This window comes from Pseudarthrobacter sp. NPDC092424 (assembly GCF_044754925.1).
In the GTDB taxonomy this organism is placed as follows: domain Bacteria; phylum Actinomycetota; class Actinomycetes; order Actinomycetales; family Micrococcaceae; genus Arthrobacter.
This window is the reverse complement of sequence record NZ_JBIVQC010000002.1, coordinates 231,880-246,821: the sequence shown is the minus strand read 5'-3', so window position 1 is coordinate 246,821 and position 14,942 is coordinate 231,880. Positions and strand designations below refer to the sequence as shown.

Here is a 14,942-nt window from a genome sequence, read left to right as displayed (position 1 = left end):
GACTGTTCTCAAGGAGGAGGAAATATGACCGAGCAGCACCGCCGCGCCACACTCATGGACGTCGCCAGGGCGGCCGGGGTGTCCCGGGCGCTGGTGTCCATCGTCATGCGCGGAGCCCCCGGCGCATCGGAGACCACACGCCAAAAAGTTCTGGCGGCCGCCCGGGACCTCGGGTACCGGCCGGACTCGCGCGCCCGGCTGCTGCGCAGCAGCCGGACACGGCTCCTTGGCCTGAGCTTTTCGAGTTCCCAGCCGTTCCATGCCGAAATCGTGGATGCCGCCTACGCGGAGGCATCGGCCAAAGGGTACGAGATCGCCTTAAGTGCCGTGGCCAGCGGACGCACGGAGACGCGCGCCGCAGAGGCGCTGCTCGACGTCGGGGCGGAGGCACTCATCCTGGTCTCCCCCACCCTGGGCGACCAGGAACTGGCCCGGCTTGCTGCCCAGGTGCCCGTGGTCAGCCTGCTGCGTGACGACGTCGGACGTTCAGTTGATTCGGTGAGCAGCGACGACCACGCCGGAATCCGGGAGGCTGTTGACCACCTCGCGGGCCTGGGGCACCGCCATATCGTCCATGTGGACGGCGGGACGGCCGTGTCCGCGGACAAGCGCCGCGAGGCCTTCAGCGCGGAGATGCTGCGCCGGGGCCTGGAGCCCCTGACCGTACCCGGCGGCCCCACCGAAGAGGACGGCATCAGCGCCGGGCGCTTCATCCCTACGAACCTGACGACGGCGGTCATCGCCTTCAACGACCGGTGCGCCCTGGGCGTCATGGAGAGCCTTCGGGCTGCCGGGCTGGGCGTTCCGTCCGACGTCTCAGTGCTGGGGTACGACGACAGCCAGTTCGCCAGGCTGAGCTACGTACAGCTGTCCTCCGTCAGTCAGGACGCGCAGCTGCTGGCGGCCGCAGCGGTGGACCGCGCCGTCGCCCGGATCGAAGGGACGGTCCCGCCGGAACACGTGGTCCGGACCCCTCACCTGGTGGCCCGGCGGACGACGGCGGCTCCGCGGCAGGCCGGGGCCGCCTGACCCCGCCCCCACCCCCGACGGCATCGTGCTGTGGACGCGGCTGGCGCCCGAACCGCAGGCGCCGGATGGCATGGGCTGGATGCCCCCGTACAAGATCCAGGTGACCTGGCAGGTGGCCACCGACGAGGGCTTCCAAAACGTGGTCAGGGCAGGCAGCGAGCAGGCAGCGCCGGAACTTGCCCACTCGGTGCACGCCGAAGTCAGTGGCCTGCTGCCGTCCCGGGACTACTGGTACCGCTTCCTCGTGGGCACCGAGGAAAGCCCGGTGGGACACGCGCACCGCACCGGCTGCCGGCACGGACCCCGGCCGGCTGACTTTCGCCCCCGCATCCTGCCAGTCCTGGGCCGGCGGCCGCTGCGCCGCCTACCGGACCATGGCCCAGGAGGACCTCGACCTGGTAGTCCACGTCGGCGACTACATCTACGAGGGCAGGAACCATGAGACCCTGGCCGACTTCCGCAACAACCATGCCAAATACAAGGACTCTGTGGACCTGCAGGCCGCACATGCGAATTTCCCCTTTGTGGTGACGTTCGATGACCACGAGGTGGAGAACAACTGGGCCGACGGCGTGTCCCAGCCGGACAACGAGGCATCAAACGATCCTGAGCGTTTCCTCCAGCTGCGGGCAAACGCGTTCCAGGCATACTACGAACACCTTCCGCTCCGCCTGCCGCAACGGCCCACCGGCCCGGATATGGTGCTGCACCGCGGACTGGACTACGGCAACCTGGCCCGCTTCCACGTGCTGGACACCAGGCAGTACCGGTCGGACCAACTCACGGAGAACTTCCCCGGCGGACCGCAGCACCCCGACGTGTACGATCCCTCCCGCACCTTGATGGGCGACGAGCAGGAGCAGTGGCTGTTCGACCGGCTGGCCTCTTCGCCCGCCCGCTGGAACGTCATCGCCCAGCAGACCATGATGGCCCAGTACGACTACGACCCCGGTGAGACTCTTTCAGTCAACCATGACCAGTGGGACGGCTACGTGGTCTCACGCAACCGCCCTACCAACTTCATTGCGCAACAGCGTCCGGCAAACCCTGTGATTCTCACCGGCGACTGGCACGCCGCTTTCGTCAACGACGTCCTGCGAGACCACGCCGATCCTGCCTCGCAGGTTGTGGCCATGGAATTCGTTGGTACGTCCATCAGCTCGGGCTGCGGCTGGGCGCAGGCCATCAAGGACGGCTTCCCGGCAAACCCGCACACCCGCTACATCAACCCCGACAAGCGCGGCTGGACGCGCTGCACCGTGACGCGTGAAGAGTTCCGCAGCGATTACCTCGTTGCGCTCATCATTCAAGAGCAGCCAGTTCGGATTCAAGCTGTTGCGCCAGGTTCCGCAGGCGCCGGATGTGTTCTTCGGATACGCGTCCCGGTTGCGATGTCACCTGCGCGTCCACGTCGAAGACGGTATTGGGGCTGTGCCAGACGTTGAACCATTCCAGGCCGTGGCCCAGGGCATCTCGGGTCACGCCTTGCAGCAGGAGCAGGGGTTCGCGGACGCTCGAGCTGAGTTTGTGAGCCAGGTCCGCATCTGCGGCCACCGCCTGGACCTGCCTGGGCCCGCCCGCCGGATGGTAGCCGTGCTCGCGCATGAGGCCAAGCAGTGAGGCGTTCTCCAGCAGCTCCTCGGTGAAGTGCGGGAAAAGGTCGCGTGGCACCCAGGTCCTCATGAATGCCACCGGGACGTCCTCCAGGTAGCGGATGCGTTCGATCTTCCAGGTGTTCGCGGTGTTCAGGGCGTTCACCGCCGGGTCGGGCGGGGCCGCGTGTTCGACGGAAAGGACGTGGGTCCGCAGGCGCTGGCCATGCGCGGCGGCCTGTTCGTCCAGCCCGCCGGCCCGCTGCAGATGCCGGCGGAGGACCGGGGCTGCGGCCACGACGCTGCCGCGGCCGCGCTGGCGGCGGATCAGTCCAAGGTCGGACAGTCCGGACAACGCCTGGCGTACAACGCTGCGGGAGACACCAAACTGTTTCTGGAGTTCCTCTTCGGTGGGAAGGGGCGACCCGGGCAGCAGGGGCCGTTCCACGATCTGCCGATGCAGGATGTCCCGAATCTGCGCATGGAGGGGCGGCCCCTCCTCCCGGTTCAGGCCATTGGCCCGCTCCCGGGGCTCTGCCGCAGTTGATTGCACGCTCACGCTGACTCCTTTGCCGTTCGAGCACATCTTAGCCCCCGCCCTCGGCAACTCCCGCTTGACGGGTGATTCAAACCACATGTAATGTACGTACTAATTGTACGGACTTGATCCGGCGACTGGAACATACAATGACGTAGAAAGGTCGAGTAAATGACACAGATGCACTTGAGGACCGGGCGCTCACGCTTCCCAATGTTTGCCTTCCTCCAGAAGGTCCCCGCAGGAATGATGCTGATCCCGCTCATACTCGGCGTACTGATGAACACCTTCGCGCCCGAAGCCCTGAAAATAGGCGGCTTCACCACCGCGCTGTTCAAGGAGGGCGCCCTGACGCTGATCGCCGTGCTGATCCTCGCCACCGGCGCACAGATCACCGGAAGCCACAGCGGCAAGGCCGCCGCCTCCACCACCACCGTGGTGCTGGTCTGCAAGACCCTGATCCCGGCCACGATTGCCGTGATCCTGGGCCTGATGGTTGGCATCGACGGCATCGCAGGCGTATCGATCCTGGCGATGCTGGCAATCTTCGGCAACAGCAACGGCGCCCTGTGGCTGGCGTTCGCCGGCCAGTACGGCGACGAACGGGACGAGGGCGCCTACGTCGCCAGCGCCTTTGATGACGGACCGTTCCTGGCCCTGATCTTCCTGGGCGCATCCGGGCTGGGCGACATCCCGGTACTCGCCTTCGCCGCGGCACTGATCCCGTTCATCATCGGCCTGATCATCGGCGCCGTGGACCGCGAGTGGACGAAGGCCCTGGACCACGTGCCGAACATCGTGATCCCGTTCATGTCCTTCGCCGTTGGCACCGGCATCAACCTCAAGACCGTGCTCACCGGCGGTTTCGCCGGGATCTTCCTCGGCCTGATCGTCGTGGTGTTCACCGGAGGCCTGACCTATCTCGGGTACCGGTTCATCCTGCGGCGCGGCTCCAAGAGCGGCATCGGTTTCGCCGCCGGCACCACGGCCGGCAACGCTGTCGCCGTCCCTGCGGTGGTCGCCGTCGCGGACCCGAGGTTCGAACCCTTCGTCGCCTCCGCCTCGGCCCAGGCCGCCACCGCCGTCCTCGTGACAGCGTTGCTCGCCCCGATCGTCGCGTCCTGGGCCCTGAAGCGGGCCGGGGGCCTGCAGCCGGCCGACCCGGTCACCGCCGCAGTCTGAACCTTCCCTTGCATATCCCCTTTACGGACGGAGAAACCATGCGCGACCCGCGCTCGGTGCGCTGCACCTACTACCTGGAGTCCGAAATCGACCCCGAAAAGGCCGCGGCCATCATGGCCGGCGAGCAGTCCAGCGGCACGTTCCTGCCGGTACCGGGCGAGTCAGCCCGGATCCGTGAGCGGCACGCCGCACGCATCGCGAATGTGCAGGAGCTCGGTTTTTGCCGACCCTCCCTGCCATCCCGTTCAACCCCGGAAAAAGTCCGGGCTGCCCTTGTCACCGTCGATTTCCCCATGGAGAACGTCGGCACGGACCTGGCTACCCTGCAGACCGCCATCGCCGGCAACCTCTTCGAACTGGGCGATCTCTACGCCTGCCGGCTCCAGGACATGCGGCTGCCCGAGGAGTTCGTCGCGGCCCACCCCGGGCCGGCATTCGGCATCGAAGGGACCCGCAAACTCATCAGCGACGTCCAGGGCGTCATGGTCGGCACCATCGTCAAGCCCAACGTCGGGCTCTCCGAAGAGGAATTCCGGCTCGTGGTCCGCGACCTGGCGATGGCCTCCATCGACCTGATCAAAGACGACGAACTGATGACCGACCCCGCGTACCTGCCCCTGGAACGCCGGGTCGCCGTCGCCACCGAAGAGATCCGCGCCGCCGAGCAGGTCACCGGCCACGCCACCATGTACGCCTTCAACATCACCGGCGACCTGGCCGGCCTGCGCAAACGCCACGACACGGTGGTCGAAGCCGGCGGCCGCTGCGTGATGCTGAACATCCCGGTCATGGGCCTGCCCGCCCTGGCCATGCTGCGCAGCTTCGCCGAAGTTCCGATCCACGGCCACCGCGCCGGCCTCGCGGCCTCGATGCGGTCCAAGGCCCTGGGCATGGACTACCGGGTCTGGCAGCAGATGGCCCGCCTCGCCGGCGCCGACCACCTGCACGCCAGCGGACTGGGCAGCAAGTTCTACGAACTCGACGAAGAGGTCGCCGCGAATATCCGGCGCCTGCTCGAACCCCTGGGTGAGACCATCGCACCGCTGCCGGTCCTGTCCTCCGGACAGAACGTCACCACCCCCGGACCCACGTTCGAGGCCGTGGGCTCCACGGACCTGATGATGCTCGCCGGCGGCGGTGTCGCCGCGCACCCTGACGGTCCCGGGGCCGGGGTGCGCAGCCTGCGCCAGGCATGGGAAGCTGCAGTGGACGGTGTGCCGTTGCAGTCCGCCGCCGACAAACTCGCCTCAACCGGGGACGATGCGCTCCTGCACGCAGTCCAAGCCTTCGCGAAAGGTGCCTGACATGCCCGCTTTCGGTTTCGTCGCCGACGACCTCACCGGAGCAGCCGACGTCCTGGCCCAGTCCCACCGCTACGGCCTCGAAGCTGTCCTCGTTATCGGCGATGCGCCACTGCCCGCCGATGCTGACGTCGTCGGAATCGCCGGGCCCTCCAGGTCCCTGGCCGGGGAAGCCTTCGACACACTGGTCCGCAGGGACCTGGCAGGCATCGCACCACTGAACCTCGAGGTGGTGCTCTACAAGGTCTGCTCCACCTTCGACAGCTCCACCACCGTCGGCAGCATCGGCCGCGGGATCCAGCTTCTCCATGAGCAGTTCCCCCTCCACGGTCCAATCCCCGTGGTCCCGGCCCAGCCGGGGTTCGGACGGTACACCGCCTTCAGCAACCACTACGCGACCTACGCCGGAAAGACCTACCGGCTGGACCGCCACCCCGTCATGTCCCGGCACCCCTCCACCCCCATGGCCGAAGCCGACCTGCGCCAGGTCCTCGCCGAACAACTCGGCAGCAGCCAGGAACCTGACGCGATCCACCTGCCCGCCTACGACGACGGCACCTTCAAGGACGCCTGGGCGGACCGCCGGCGGGACCTTGGCGCGCAGGCCTTCGTCGTCGATGCCGTGGACGAACACCACATGGACGCCGTCGCCGAAGCACTGACACGCGAAGAGCACGGCCACGGGCCCTCCGTCGTCGTAGGATCAGGCGGCATCATGGCCGCCCTGGCACGCACTGTCTCCGACCACGCCCCACGCACCCCCGGACCGCAGCGGCCCTCGGGACCCGTGCTGGCCGTCAGCGCCTCAGCGTCCAGCACCACAGCAGAGCAGATCAACGATGCCCTCACCCACGGCTGGGAAGATGTCCCCGTCCCTGCCGACTTGCTGCAGCGCCACGACCCGGCGGCCGTGGCAGCCCTGGATGAGCAAGTCTCCGCTGCCCTCCGGGCTGGGAGAAACGTCGTCGTCCATACCACCCGCGGCGCTGCGGACCCACGCTACGGAACTGCCGCACCCTTGGACGCCGGCTACGTGGGCGCGCTGATCGGCGGCGTCGCGGCACGGATGGCCGGCGCCGGGCTCACCCGCGACATCGCCGTCTGTGGCGGCGATACCTCCAGCCACGCACTCATCGCCATGGGTGTCCGCGAACTCCGGGTCTCCGACCAGTTCGTCACCGCAGGGCCGATCCTGCAGCCCGATGGCGCCTCTGCCGTCGCCGGCTGCCGGCTCGTCCTCAAGGGCGGCCAGGTGGGCCCCACCGACATCCTGCGCCGCTTCGCCGGCCAAACCGCCGGGTAACACCCCAAGCAATTGCTCCACGCATCACCAGAACCAAGGAAAGGCGGCCCCCAATGCGGGCAGTAGTAAAAAACGCGGCCGAGCGAGGCGTTAAGTACGTCACCGACGCCGGAGACCCCAAGGCCACAGAAGGATCGGTCGTCATCCAGGTAGGAGCCGCGTCCCTCTGCGGCACCGACCGGGAACTCTACGAATGGACCCCCTCCGCCCAGGCCTTCAACCTCAACCTCCCCGTCATCCTCGGCCACGAAGGCGCAGGCACCGTCGTCGAAGTCGGCGCGGGCGTTACGGGGCTCAAGGTGGGCGACCAGGTCGCCCTCGAAAGCCACCTGACCTGCGGACAATGCTTCCCCTGCCGCACGGGAGATGCCCACACCTGCGAACGGACCGGCATCCTCGGCATGCACATCGACGGTGTCTTCGCCGAATACGCAGCAGTCCCCCAGGACATCTGCGTCAAACTCCCCACCGGCCTGTCCCTGGAATCCGGCGCCCTGCTCGAAGCCGCCGGCGTCGCCGTCCACGCCGTCCAGCGGGCTGATTACTCCGTCGCAGGACGCGCCGTGCTCGTCAGCGGCGCAGGACCGGTCGGCCTCGTCGTCGTGAACTTGGCGCTGCTCATGGGAGCCTCCCACGTCATCGCCGTCGACCCCAACCCCTACCGCCGCGCCCAGGCCGAAAAGCTCGGCGCCATCGCACTGCACCCCAACGACGGCATCGTCGAACGCTGCCGCGAACTCACCGGCCGCCGCGGCGGCTTCGACGTCGGCTTCGAATGCTCCGGCGCCCCCGGCACCCTGGCAACCCTTTTCGAAGCCGTCCGCCGCGAGGCCACCGTCATCACCGTTGGGCACCCCAGCCGCCCGGCGGAAGTCGACATCGCAGCCCACATCAACAAAAAAGGCATCACGCTTCGCGGAATCTTCGGCCGCCGGCTCTGGGAAACCTGGGAACAAAGCCTGCTGCTGCTCGACTCCGGGAAACTGGAACTCGACTGGCTCATCACCCACCGAATGAAGCTCAGCCAGATTGACGAAGCTGTAGAACTCCTCACCGGGGACGCCTGCAAAGTCCTGCTGGTCCCTGGCCTCGACTGAGCGGAGCCACACCGCACGGAACTTCAATGAGTACCGAGCCGGGACGTTGAGGGCGGCCGTCCGATTGCCCAGGCGGCCAGAGATGGGCATATCCCTGGACGGTCGCCCATTCAGCGACAGTCAGGGCGGACGTGACGCGCTTGTCATGTAAGGACATTAAGACTAACTTGGATCCAAGGCTCTAAGCCGGGAATTGTGGGCCCGCGCGCAGTCGCCTATGAAAGGAACCAATAATGCAGCTTGGACTCATCACTGATTCGCTGGGAGCCCATCCCCTTGAGCGAGTTCTCGACACTGCCGCCGAACTTGGCATGGAGACTGTGGAGATTGCCACCGGAAACTGGTCCGAATCCCCGCACGTGAATCTCGAGGAGCTCCTAAGCAGCGCTACGGCACGTAACGTTCTCGCTGGATCAATCAGCTCCCGTGGACTCACCTTGAGCGCCCTGAATGCGAATGGCAACCAGCTCCACCCCGTGACCGGCCCTGCCCACGACGGGGTCGTGCGGGACACAATCAGGGTGGCTTCCGAGATGGGGGTGCCCACGGTTGTCTTAATGTCCGGATTACCCGGCGCGCGGGGAGACAAGGTGCCGAATTGGATCACTACTTCATGGCCGCCGGAGACACTTGAGGTCCTTGAGTACCAGTGGACCGAGGTTGCAGAGCCCTATTGGGTGGGTCTTGCTGAATTCGCCCGGGCCCATAATGTCCGCCTGGCTGTTGAAATGCATGGCCGTCAGCTTGTCTTCAATGTGGCGACGATGAAGCGGCTGCAGGGCATGGTGGGTGACGATGTTGTCGGAGCGAACCTGGATCCGTCTCATCTCATGTGGATGGGCGCAGACATCCTTGCGGTCATTCGGGAGCTGGGATCGTCGATTTTCCACGTACATGCCAAGGACGCCCGCATCGACAGGCCCAACGCGGCCATCAACGGCATCCTTGATACGTTGCCCCCGGCCCGCGCGGCGGACCGTTCCTGGAACTACGTGACCCTCGGCCTGGGGCATCCGGGAGGCGCTGCTTTTTGGGCTGACTTCGTTTACGCGCTGCGGTCGGTTGGTTATGACGGCCCACTGAATATCGAGCACGAGGATGTCATTGTGAACTCCGGCGAAGGTGTCCGCAAATCTGCCGAGCTCCTGCGTTCCGTAGTGCTGCGAGACGCCCCGGATTGGGTGCCCGCACGCATCTAAGGGCTCACTCGAACCATTCTGGAGTTTCTCGACTTCCCAGCCCTGCCCAGCAGGCTGGCGACCGATGGAGTGGCCGACGCCTTCCCCGCCAGCTGCGGAGAGGCCACACTTCATTTCGGCGGTGTCTAGGGACTGCCCAGGCACCAGATGTCCGGATGGAACCGGGCGACCGACTCAGAGTGCATCCTCCCGCACTGGGCCGGATCGCTTGGTATCGTCGCCGGAGCCCCCGGATTCGTGAGTGAGGCCCCGGTCTCCTCGCGTTCGGCAATGGCGATCCAGCGCTCCAACGTCGAGCACAGGCACGCCAGATCGAGGGGCCAACAAATAGCGGGGGCAGTCCCGTCAGGCTGGAGGCGGGCCCGGGTCAACTCCGTCTGCGCCGCGCCGCTCCTGTTCCGTTGGGCCCTGATCCAGGCGGAAGGGTGGGTACTCGTCACGCAGGAGTGCGGTGTAGGTGATGGTCCGGTAGATCCAGCGGTTGAGACCGAGAATGAGGTCGAACAAGGAGTGAACGTAACGGCCGGTGAACAGGAGAGTCACGCCGGCGATGAGTACCAGCACTCCTAGCAAGGAAAGTCCTGTTCCGGTTTCATACCTCAGACCCGGGGTTTCCGGGTTGGTCCACCGGATGGTACTTGACCCCGTGATTGCCGCCACGATCAGCAGGTGCGGAATTGACAGAAGCCACCATTTTACCAATACCAGACCTCTGGAAAGCTGCTCGGGATACTCTGCGTCGAAGTCGGCCGGATAGTCCGTCTTGGCCAGGGTAAAGGGCGGATACCTGTCCGTTCCCAGAGCAGCGTAGGCGTAATATGCGACGCGCCAGTTCCAGCGAAGGACCCCGACGTTAAAGTAAAAAAGGGAGCGCGGGTACCGGCCGGTAAACACGATCGCGAACCCGGCCGTGATCGTGACAACGACGAACGCGAACCAAAGGAAGAACAGCACGATGAAATGCGGAATCGCCAGGAACCATTTGACCAACCACTTCCACCGGGAAAGGACGGGATCCAGTTCACCCCGCAGCATGGAAGGGTAGCCGCCCGGTCCCAGGCGATGCAGGCTGTAACCGGACCGGGCAGGTGGTGATCCGCCGCCGGCTCGGGCATCCATCGACTCACCCCCGGCCGGGTCGAACTCTGGGAGTGCTGGACCCAGTACCGCAGGCGCCGGCACGCCAGGTCCCTGCGAAGGCAGTCCTTGTCCTGGAGATTGAGGTGGCACCATCCTGGAGGCAGGCCCGGTTGATGGGGTAGCCTGCTGCCGTCCGAGCCCTATTGCCCCGAAAATCAGGAGCGGAACGCCGCTGACCAGGAGCAAGGTACCCCCGATCAGCAACCCGACAGCGATCGGACCCAGCAGTTCTGAGCTGAATCCGGCCTGCAGATCCACCGCAAGTCCCGGGGTGGCGTCGCCGTTCATCAGCACCACTGACCAATTCCCGGGCTGAATGTTCCAGTCAATGTCCTGTTGGCCCGAACCTGATGCTGAAGCCACCCAAAAGCCTTGTTCCATGGGCAGTCCCGGTTGGGCGGATCCCTCCACTTCCTCATACTCGGCACGGAACGGGCGATGGTTCACTTCCAGCAGTTCGGAGTAGTTTGAGCCGGACAGGTACCGCTCTACCTCACCTTGTGGGGCTATTCCAATAAAAATTGCCTTCCCTTCTCCAACGGACTCGGCGCGGATCCTGACGTTGCCGACATCGAACGGCAAGGGTCCCGGCACGTCTTCGCTCCGCAGGCCTTCGACCCTGCCGAAAGTGATTGCACGCGAATCGACCGCAAATCTTTCCGCGGGTGAACTGATGTATCCATCGTCGTCCTGTACGGCGTATGCTCCTATCCCGCCGAGGACCAAGCCCGCGCCGATCAGTGAAAACAGAACGCCCGCGATAAGCATTGCAAGGAAACGGGCCTTCACCGCGGTCCTCCCGGCAGCAATGCAATGGTAAAGATGACGACAGTAAAAATCTTCGTAGAGTACGTCATGCCCGTTCTCCTGGTTTGCCGGCACCTGCTCCGTTAGCTGGAGGGCCGATGCTCGTCCTTCACAGTTGAGGCGAGCATCTGGCCCCAAGCCCGTGCCCGGTCCAGTTCTCCGGGAAGGAGTCCACTGTCGCCACTGACCAGGAAACTCTCCGGAGCCGCCACTAGCTCGAAACCGTGGCTTCTCAGTTTCTTTCCAATACCTTTGGACGCATGCCCCGTCAATAATGCCGGCATGTCCACCCGAGTATCAAAGGCTGCTGCCTTGCCAGAGCCCGGCCCGAGAGAGTCGAGCCAATCACGCAGGCCTAAGCCTTTGGCCGAGGGATCCACGGTCAGCCCTTTGTTCCTGCTCATGGAGTCACTTACGGCTGCATGACGTGTCTGTGCCCGCGTTATGCCGTGCGCGTGTGTGGGGCCGCCTACGACCAGCAAATCAAGGCCACTGAGATCCGTTTGGGCTGCCTCTTCCGCGGAGACCACATCCGCGGCCCCTGCGGATCCCAGTCCTTCTGCTATTGCCCGGGCGATGCTGTGGGTATTGCCGTACATCGATTCGTAAACAACTGTTGCTTTCAATTTCCCGCATCCAATCTGGACTTTGTCCGAACGCCTACCCCGAGAAGACACCGTCGGGCCAGCCCCACCGCCCATATGCAAAGACCTACAGGTGTCCCTACGCCTGTGCATAGGGTCTTCCGGCCCTCTTTGAGGCTGGAAGACCCCTTGATACTTTTGACTGGGACTGTAAGCTTCGCCGGCAGCGTCGCGATCTGGTGGTGTTACTTCCAAAGCCTCGAGCGTGAGATATTGGAAAGTGTTTATTCGACGGGTTCTGGGCCACCGCCGACTATCCGATCTCGGCGGCATCGTAGCCCTGGCGGTCCTGGCGGGCTTGAGCTTCCTCCTCCCGGCCTTCGTTGCCGCTGTGGGCGCAGTTCTTCCCCTCGTGGGCGTAGCAGTTTCCGACGCTGCGAAGCGCCGCCGCCGGACGTAGCAGGGAGCCGGCATTCATGCAGCCCAAAGAAGTGCCGAGGCTCTGAGGAGACCGTCTACCGAGGACGCGCACCGTGGGCATGTTCTCCTCGACGGCGCGACTGCTTTGACTCGTTCAACGCGGGATCAGGCGGAACAGGAAGCGCGCCCTGACCATGGTCCAGAGCAGTCCGAGAAGCAGGATGTAGGCGGCGGTGTTCAACCACACGTTCCCTTGCCGCAAGGCCGGGATGTTGGCTGTGACCATGATGACAAAGACGTGCATGATGAACACGTAGAGCGTTGCCTGCCCGAGCGGAATCAGGAACCACCCCAGTGCCCGGTCGAGGGGCTTCCAGTAGGCGGTGATGAAGGCATAAAACGCGATGCCCACCACCAGTACGTTGACCAGGCGGCCGGGTCCAAGGTAAGTCCGGTCAAAGAAGCCGTCGTAGAGCAGGCCGAATGACTGCTCGGATAACAGGTCAAGTCGCACATCCAGGTCATTTGTCAGGTACGGGCCAGTCCAGGAGAAGACGGCGCAACCAGCCGCCATCAGCAGGCACGTCCCCAGAAACACCCGCTGCCGTGGATGCGAGAACCATTCCACCAGCGGGTGGCGGTAATAGCCAGCTATAGTGCCCAAGACGAACAACACCTGCCAAACCAGAAGCGGGAACGAGTCTTCGAATTGTGAGGGCAGCAACCGAAAATGGAATATTGACCCCAGCGCGTAGAGTACGGCGCTCACGGTAAGGACCAACCATGCGAATCCGCGTGTGAGTGCGGCAAGTATGAGCGGGCTGGCCAGCAGGAGGATGACATACAGTCCGATGACGTTGAACTGCCAAGGGCCAACCTGCAGGAGCAGCAGGGCCGGAATCAGCCCCTGTGGGACGGGGAATTGCAGCAGTCCTTCCATCCCGGCGTACAGGTCGTACGTCGTGCCCATAGCCCCCGTCACGCCGACGTCGCTCTGGTCTGTGAAGGTGGTGACTGCGGTCGCGTTGACGAATGGCAGCAGGCTGAGCGCGTAGATGGCCAGTGCGACCGTGAGCGCCGTCGCGTAGAGCCTGCCTGCGCGTTTGCTGGTCCGATCCACCACTTCGCCCAGGTCCTTGCGGGCGCGGGGACCATAAACCATCCCTACGACCACCCCGGAGAGCAGTACGAAGAGCTCCGCACCGGACACGACGCCAATTGTTTCCTGAGTGAGGAGCTGGAACGCCGATGTGATTCCAACGTGGTTGACCACCACGAACACGATGGCGACGCCCCTCATCAGGTCGATGCGCGCGTCCCGGTCATCGAACGACCCGTCGTACGCCCAGGCGCGGGCCATTGCCCGCCTGGAAACTGCCCAGAGAAGGACCACCGCCAAAAGGGCCGCGCCAGCAGCAGCCCAGGCAGCCCAGCCGGTGAGAACAGTGCCCGCAATTTCCCTGGGGGCTTCGACGGCGGGAACCACCTTCTGTGCCCGATCCGTAACCGGACCCACCGTCAGGCTGGAAGTTTCAATCATGGCCTGGAAGGCGGCGGCCAGCCCCGCGGCGTGTCCCACGCGCCAGTCAATGGTGATGCCGCCTTCCCGTGCTTCTACGGTCTCGTTCCACACCATCGCCCGCAGCGCCGGTCGTTTTCCGTCCGTCATTGCGGTAATTACTTGGTCCGACCACCGGTTCTTGATGTCCGCCTCGGCTTCTCCGGACGATCCCGGAGAGTAGTAGGCACCAGTTTCGACCATGAGCGGCTTGCCGCGGGCTTCGCCGTAGGTCCGGTAGAAGTTGTTCTCACCGGGTCCGCTGGCCGCGGGATCAAGCTCAGCGGCAAATCCACCCTCCACCGGCAACTCGTTCTTGGCCGGTCCCCCGTTTGTTGGATCGTGATAGATCGAGAGGCCCGCCCAGTCTGTGAACTCATCGCCGGGATAGTAGGGAGCGTAGGCGTCATCGTCGCCATTCCAGACTCCGTCTCCGCTGGTGTCCAGTGAACGCATGGAAGCACCGCCGGGAGGTTCCGTCGTTGCCTCCCGGAAGGGGTAGTCCCCTCCAGCGGCAGGCGCCCAGACCATCGCCGCGTTGTTTACCGCGGGACGTACGGCCGAAGCCACTGCGGCAAATGCGGCACGGTACGCTGCTGGCTGCTGACCCCAGGCAACCCAGGGGGCGTTCATCTCCGGCGCGAACCGTAGATAAATGGCGCCGCTGAATCCTGCGGAGGCGTCTGCGACCTGACGGGCGAAAGTTGCTGCGGCCGCCGCATCCAGTTCCACGAGCGGTTGGCGAGGCTCGACCGTCACCAGCGCATGGGCGCCCTCAGCGGCAATCTGGGAGAAGTAGGCCTTCAAGTAGACCTGCTCCTGGCTGTTCATCGGCATCGGTACGGACTGGCCGTAGAGCGCCGCGGATATGCCTGTGCGCTTCGCATATCCGGCGGCCGAATCGCTGCCCCAGTTCAGTAACGCGCCGAAGTAGGCCCGCTCGGGAACCAAAGGGTCCCTTAGTGGGACGCTGGCACTTGCCCCGGCCGCGGGAACGCAGAAGGTCAGGATCAACACCACGAGGGCGGTCAGTTCCGCGAGCCGACGGGTACACGAACTCAGCAAGAATCCCCGCTTCACGGTAAGTTTCCTCCCAGCCGGACCACGGCAGAAACAGCCGTGCGCAATATCCAAAGTGAAACCCGCGACCGGGAACCGGGGTGGCCAAGTCCAACGCGAGGGGCACTGAACG

General features: G+C 64.9%; 11 protein-coding genes and 3 pseudogenes. 8 read left to right on the top strand and 6 right to left on the bottom strand.

Going from position 1 to position 14,942, the window contains the following annotated elements; all coding sequences use genetic code 11:
- The first annotated feature begins 24 nt into the window (after positions 1–24).
- The 3 genes and pseudogenes from ACIQCN_RS04145 to ACIQCN_RS04135 all read left to right on the top strand — a co-directional run.
- A complete protein-coding gene (locus tag ACIQCN_RS04145; protein WP_400609537.1) occupies positions 25–1,029 on the top strand; it encodes a LacI family DNA-binding transcriptional regulator in 1,005 nt (334 codons plus the stop codon).
- 19 nt (positions 1,030–1,048) lie between these two features.
- Positions 1,049–1,294 (top strand): annotated as a pseudogene (locus tag ACIQCN_RS04140) (PhoD-like phosphatase N-terminal domain-containing protein); the annotation flags it as partial.
- A pseudogene (locus ACIQCN_RS04135) lies at positions 1,233–2,306 on the top strand (alkaline phosphatase D family protein); the annotation flags it as partial. The pseudogenes ACIQCN_RS04140 and ACIQCN_RS04135, both read left to right, overlap by 62 nt.
- A gap of 25 nt (positions 2,307–2,331) precedes the next feature.
- Here ACIQCN_RS04135 and ACIQCN_RS04130 read toward each other — a convergent pair.
- Entirely contained in the window at positions 2,332–3,180 is an 849-nt protein-coding gene (locus tag ACIQCN_RS04130) for a GntR family transcriptional regulator (protein WP_400609535.1), read from the bottom strand.
- Positions 3,181–3,330: 150 nt separating this feature from the next.
- Between ACIQCN_RS04130 and ACIQCN_RS04125 the strand changes: the two genes are divergently transcribed.
- The 5 genes from ACIQCN_RS04125 (at position 3,331) to ACIQCN_RS04105 (ending at position 9,241) form a co-directional block, all read left to right on the top strand.
- Positions 3,331–4,341 (top strand): 2-keto-3-deoxygluconate permease, encoded by a 1,011-nt coding sequence (locus ACIQCN_RS04125; protein WP_400603997.1) that lies wholly within the window; start codon positions 3,331–3,333, stop codon positions 4,339–4,341.
- A gap of 38 nt (positions 4,342–4,379) precedes the next feature.
- Entirely contained in the window at positions 4,380–5,645 is a 1,266-nt protein-coding gene (locus ACIQCN_RS04120) for a RuBisCO large subunit C-terminal-like domain-containing protein (RefSeq protein WP_400603999.1), read from the top strand.
- 1 nt (position 5,646) lies between these two features.
- Complete coding sequence (locus ACIQCN_RS04115; RefSeq protein WP_400609533.1) at positions 5,647–6,945, top strand: four-carbon acid sugar kinase family protein; 1,299 nt, start codon at positions 5,647–5,649, stop codon at positions 6,943–6,945.
- 53 nt (positions 6,946–6,998) lie between these two features.
- Positions 6,999–8,042 (top strand): alcohol dehydrogenase catalytic domain-containing protein, encoded by a 1,044-nt coding sequence (locus ACIQCN_RS04110; RefSeq protein WP_400609531.1) that lies wholly within the window; start codon positions 6,999–7,001, stop codon positions 8,040–8,042.
- A gap of 233 nt (positions 8,043–8,275) precedes the next feature.
- Positions 8,276–9,241 (top strand): sugar phosphate isomerase/epimerase family protein, encoded by a 966-nt coding sequence (locus ACIQCN_RS04105; protein ID WP_400609529.1) that lies wholly within the window; start codon positions 8,276–8,278, stop codon positions 9,239–9,241.
- Between the two features lie 345 nt (positions 9,242–9,586).
- On the opposite strand, the gene ACIQCN_RS04100 is transcribed toward ACIQCN_RS04105, so the two are convergent.
- From ACIQCN_RS04100 to opgC, 5 genes and pseudogenes are all read right to left on the bottom strand, one after another.
- Positions 9,587–11,263, bottom strand: coding sequence for a DUF4389 domain-containing protein (locus ACIQCN_RS04100; RefSeq protein WP_400609527.1), 1,677 nt, complete (start codon positions 11,261–11,263; stop codon positions 9,587–9,589).
- Between the two features lie 8 nt (positions 11,264–11,271).
- A complete protein-coding gene (locus ACIQCN_RS04095; protein WP_400609861.1) occupies positions 11,272–11,592 on the bottom strand; it encodes a hypothetical protein in 321 nt (106 codons plus the stop codon).
- Positions 11,593–11,628: 36 nt separating this feature from the next.
- Positions 11,629–11,889 (bottom strand): annotated as a pseudogene (locus ACIQCN_RS04090) (flavodoxin family protein); the annotation flags it as partial.
- Between the two features lie 196 nt (positions 11,890–12,085).
- Positions 12,086–12,250: a hypothetical protein gene (locus tag ACIQCN_RS04085; protein ID WP_400609525.1), complete on the bottom strand. Its 165-nt coding sequence runs from the start codon at positions 12,248–12,250 to the stop codon at positions 12,086–12,088.
- Positions 12,251–12,346: 96 nt separating this feature from the next.
- On the bottom strand, positions 12,347–14,830 hold the full coding sequence (gene opgC / locus ACIQCN_RS04080) for an OpgC domain-containing protein (RefSeq protein ID WP_400609523.1): 2,484 nt from the start codon (positions 14,828–14,830) through the stop codon (positions 12,347–12,349).
- Positions 14,831–14,942 lie beyond the last annotated feature (112 nt).

What these genes read in the sequence shown, in the direction of transcription:
- ACIQCN_RS04095 (WP_400609861.1), bottom strand. Translation starts at nt 11,592, where the DNA reads ATGAGCAGGAACAAAGGGCTGACCGTGGATCCCTCGGCCAAAGGCTTA.
- ACIQCN_RS04145 (WP_400609537.1), top strand. Translation starts at nt 25, where the DNA reads ATGACCGAGCAGCACCGCCGCGCCACACTCATGGACGTCGCCAGGGCG.
- ACIQCN_RS04120 (WP_400603999.1), top strand. Translation starts at nt 4,380, where the DNA reads ATGCGCGACCCGCGCTCGGTGCGCTGCACCTACTACCTGGAGTCCGAA.
- ACIQCN_RS04110 (WP_400609531.1), top strand. Translation starts at nt 6,999, where the DNA reads ATGCGGGCAGTAGTAAAAAACGCGGCCGAGCGAGGCGTTAAGTACGTC.
- ACIQCN_RS04105 (WP_400609529.1), top strand. Translation starts at nt 8,276, where the DNA reads ATGCAGCTTGGACTCATCACTGATTCGCTGGGAGCCCATCCCCTTGAG.
- ACIQCN_RS04085 (WP_400609525.1), bottom strand. Translation starts at nt 12,250, where the DNA reads ATGAATGCCGGCTCCCTGCTACGTCCGGCGGCGGCGCTTCGCAGCGTC.
- ACIQCN_RS04115 (WP_400609533.1), top strand. Translation starts at nt 5,647, where the DNA reads ATGCCCGCTTTCGGTTTCGTCGCCGACGACCTCACCGGAGCAGCCGAC.
- ACIQCN_RS04125 (WP_400603997.1), top strand. Translation starts at nt 3,331, where the DNA reads ATGACACAGATGCACTTGAGGACCGGGCGCTCACGCTTCCCAATGTTT.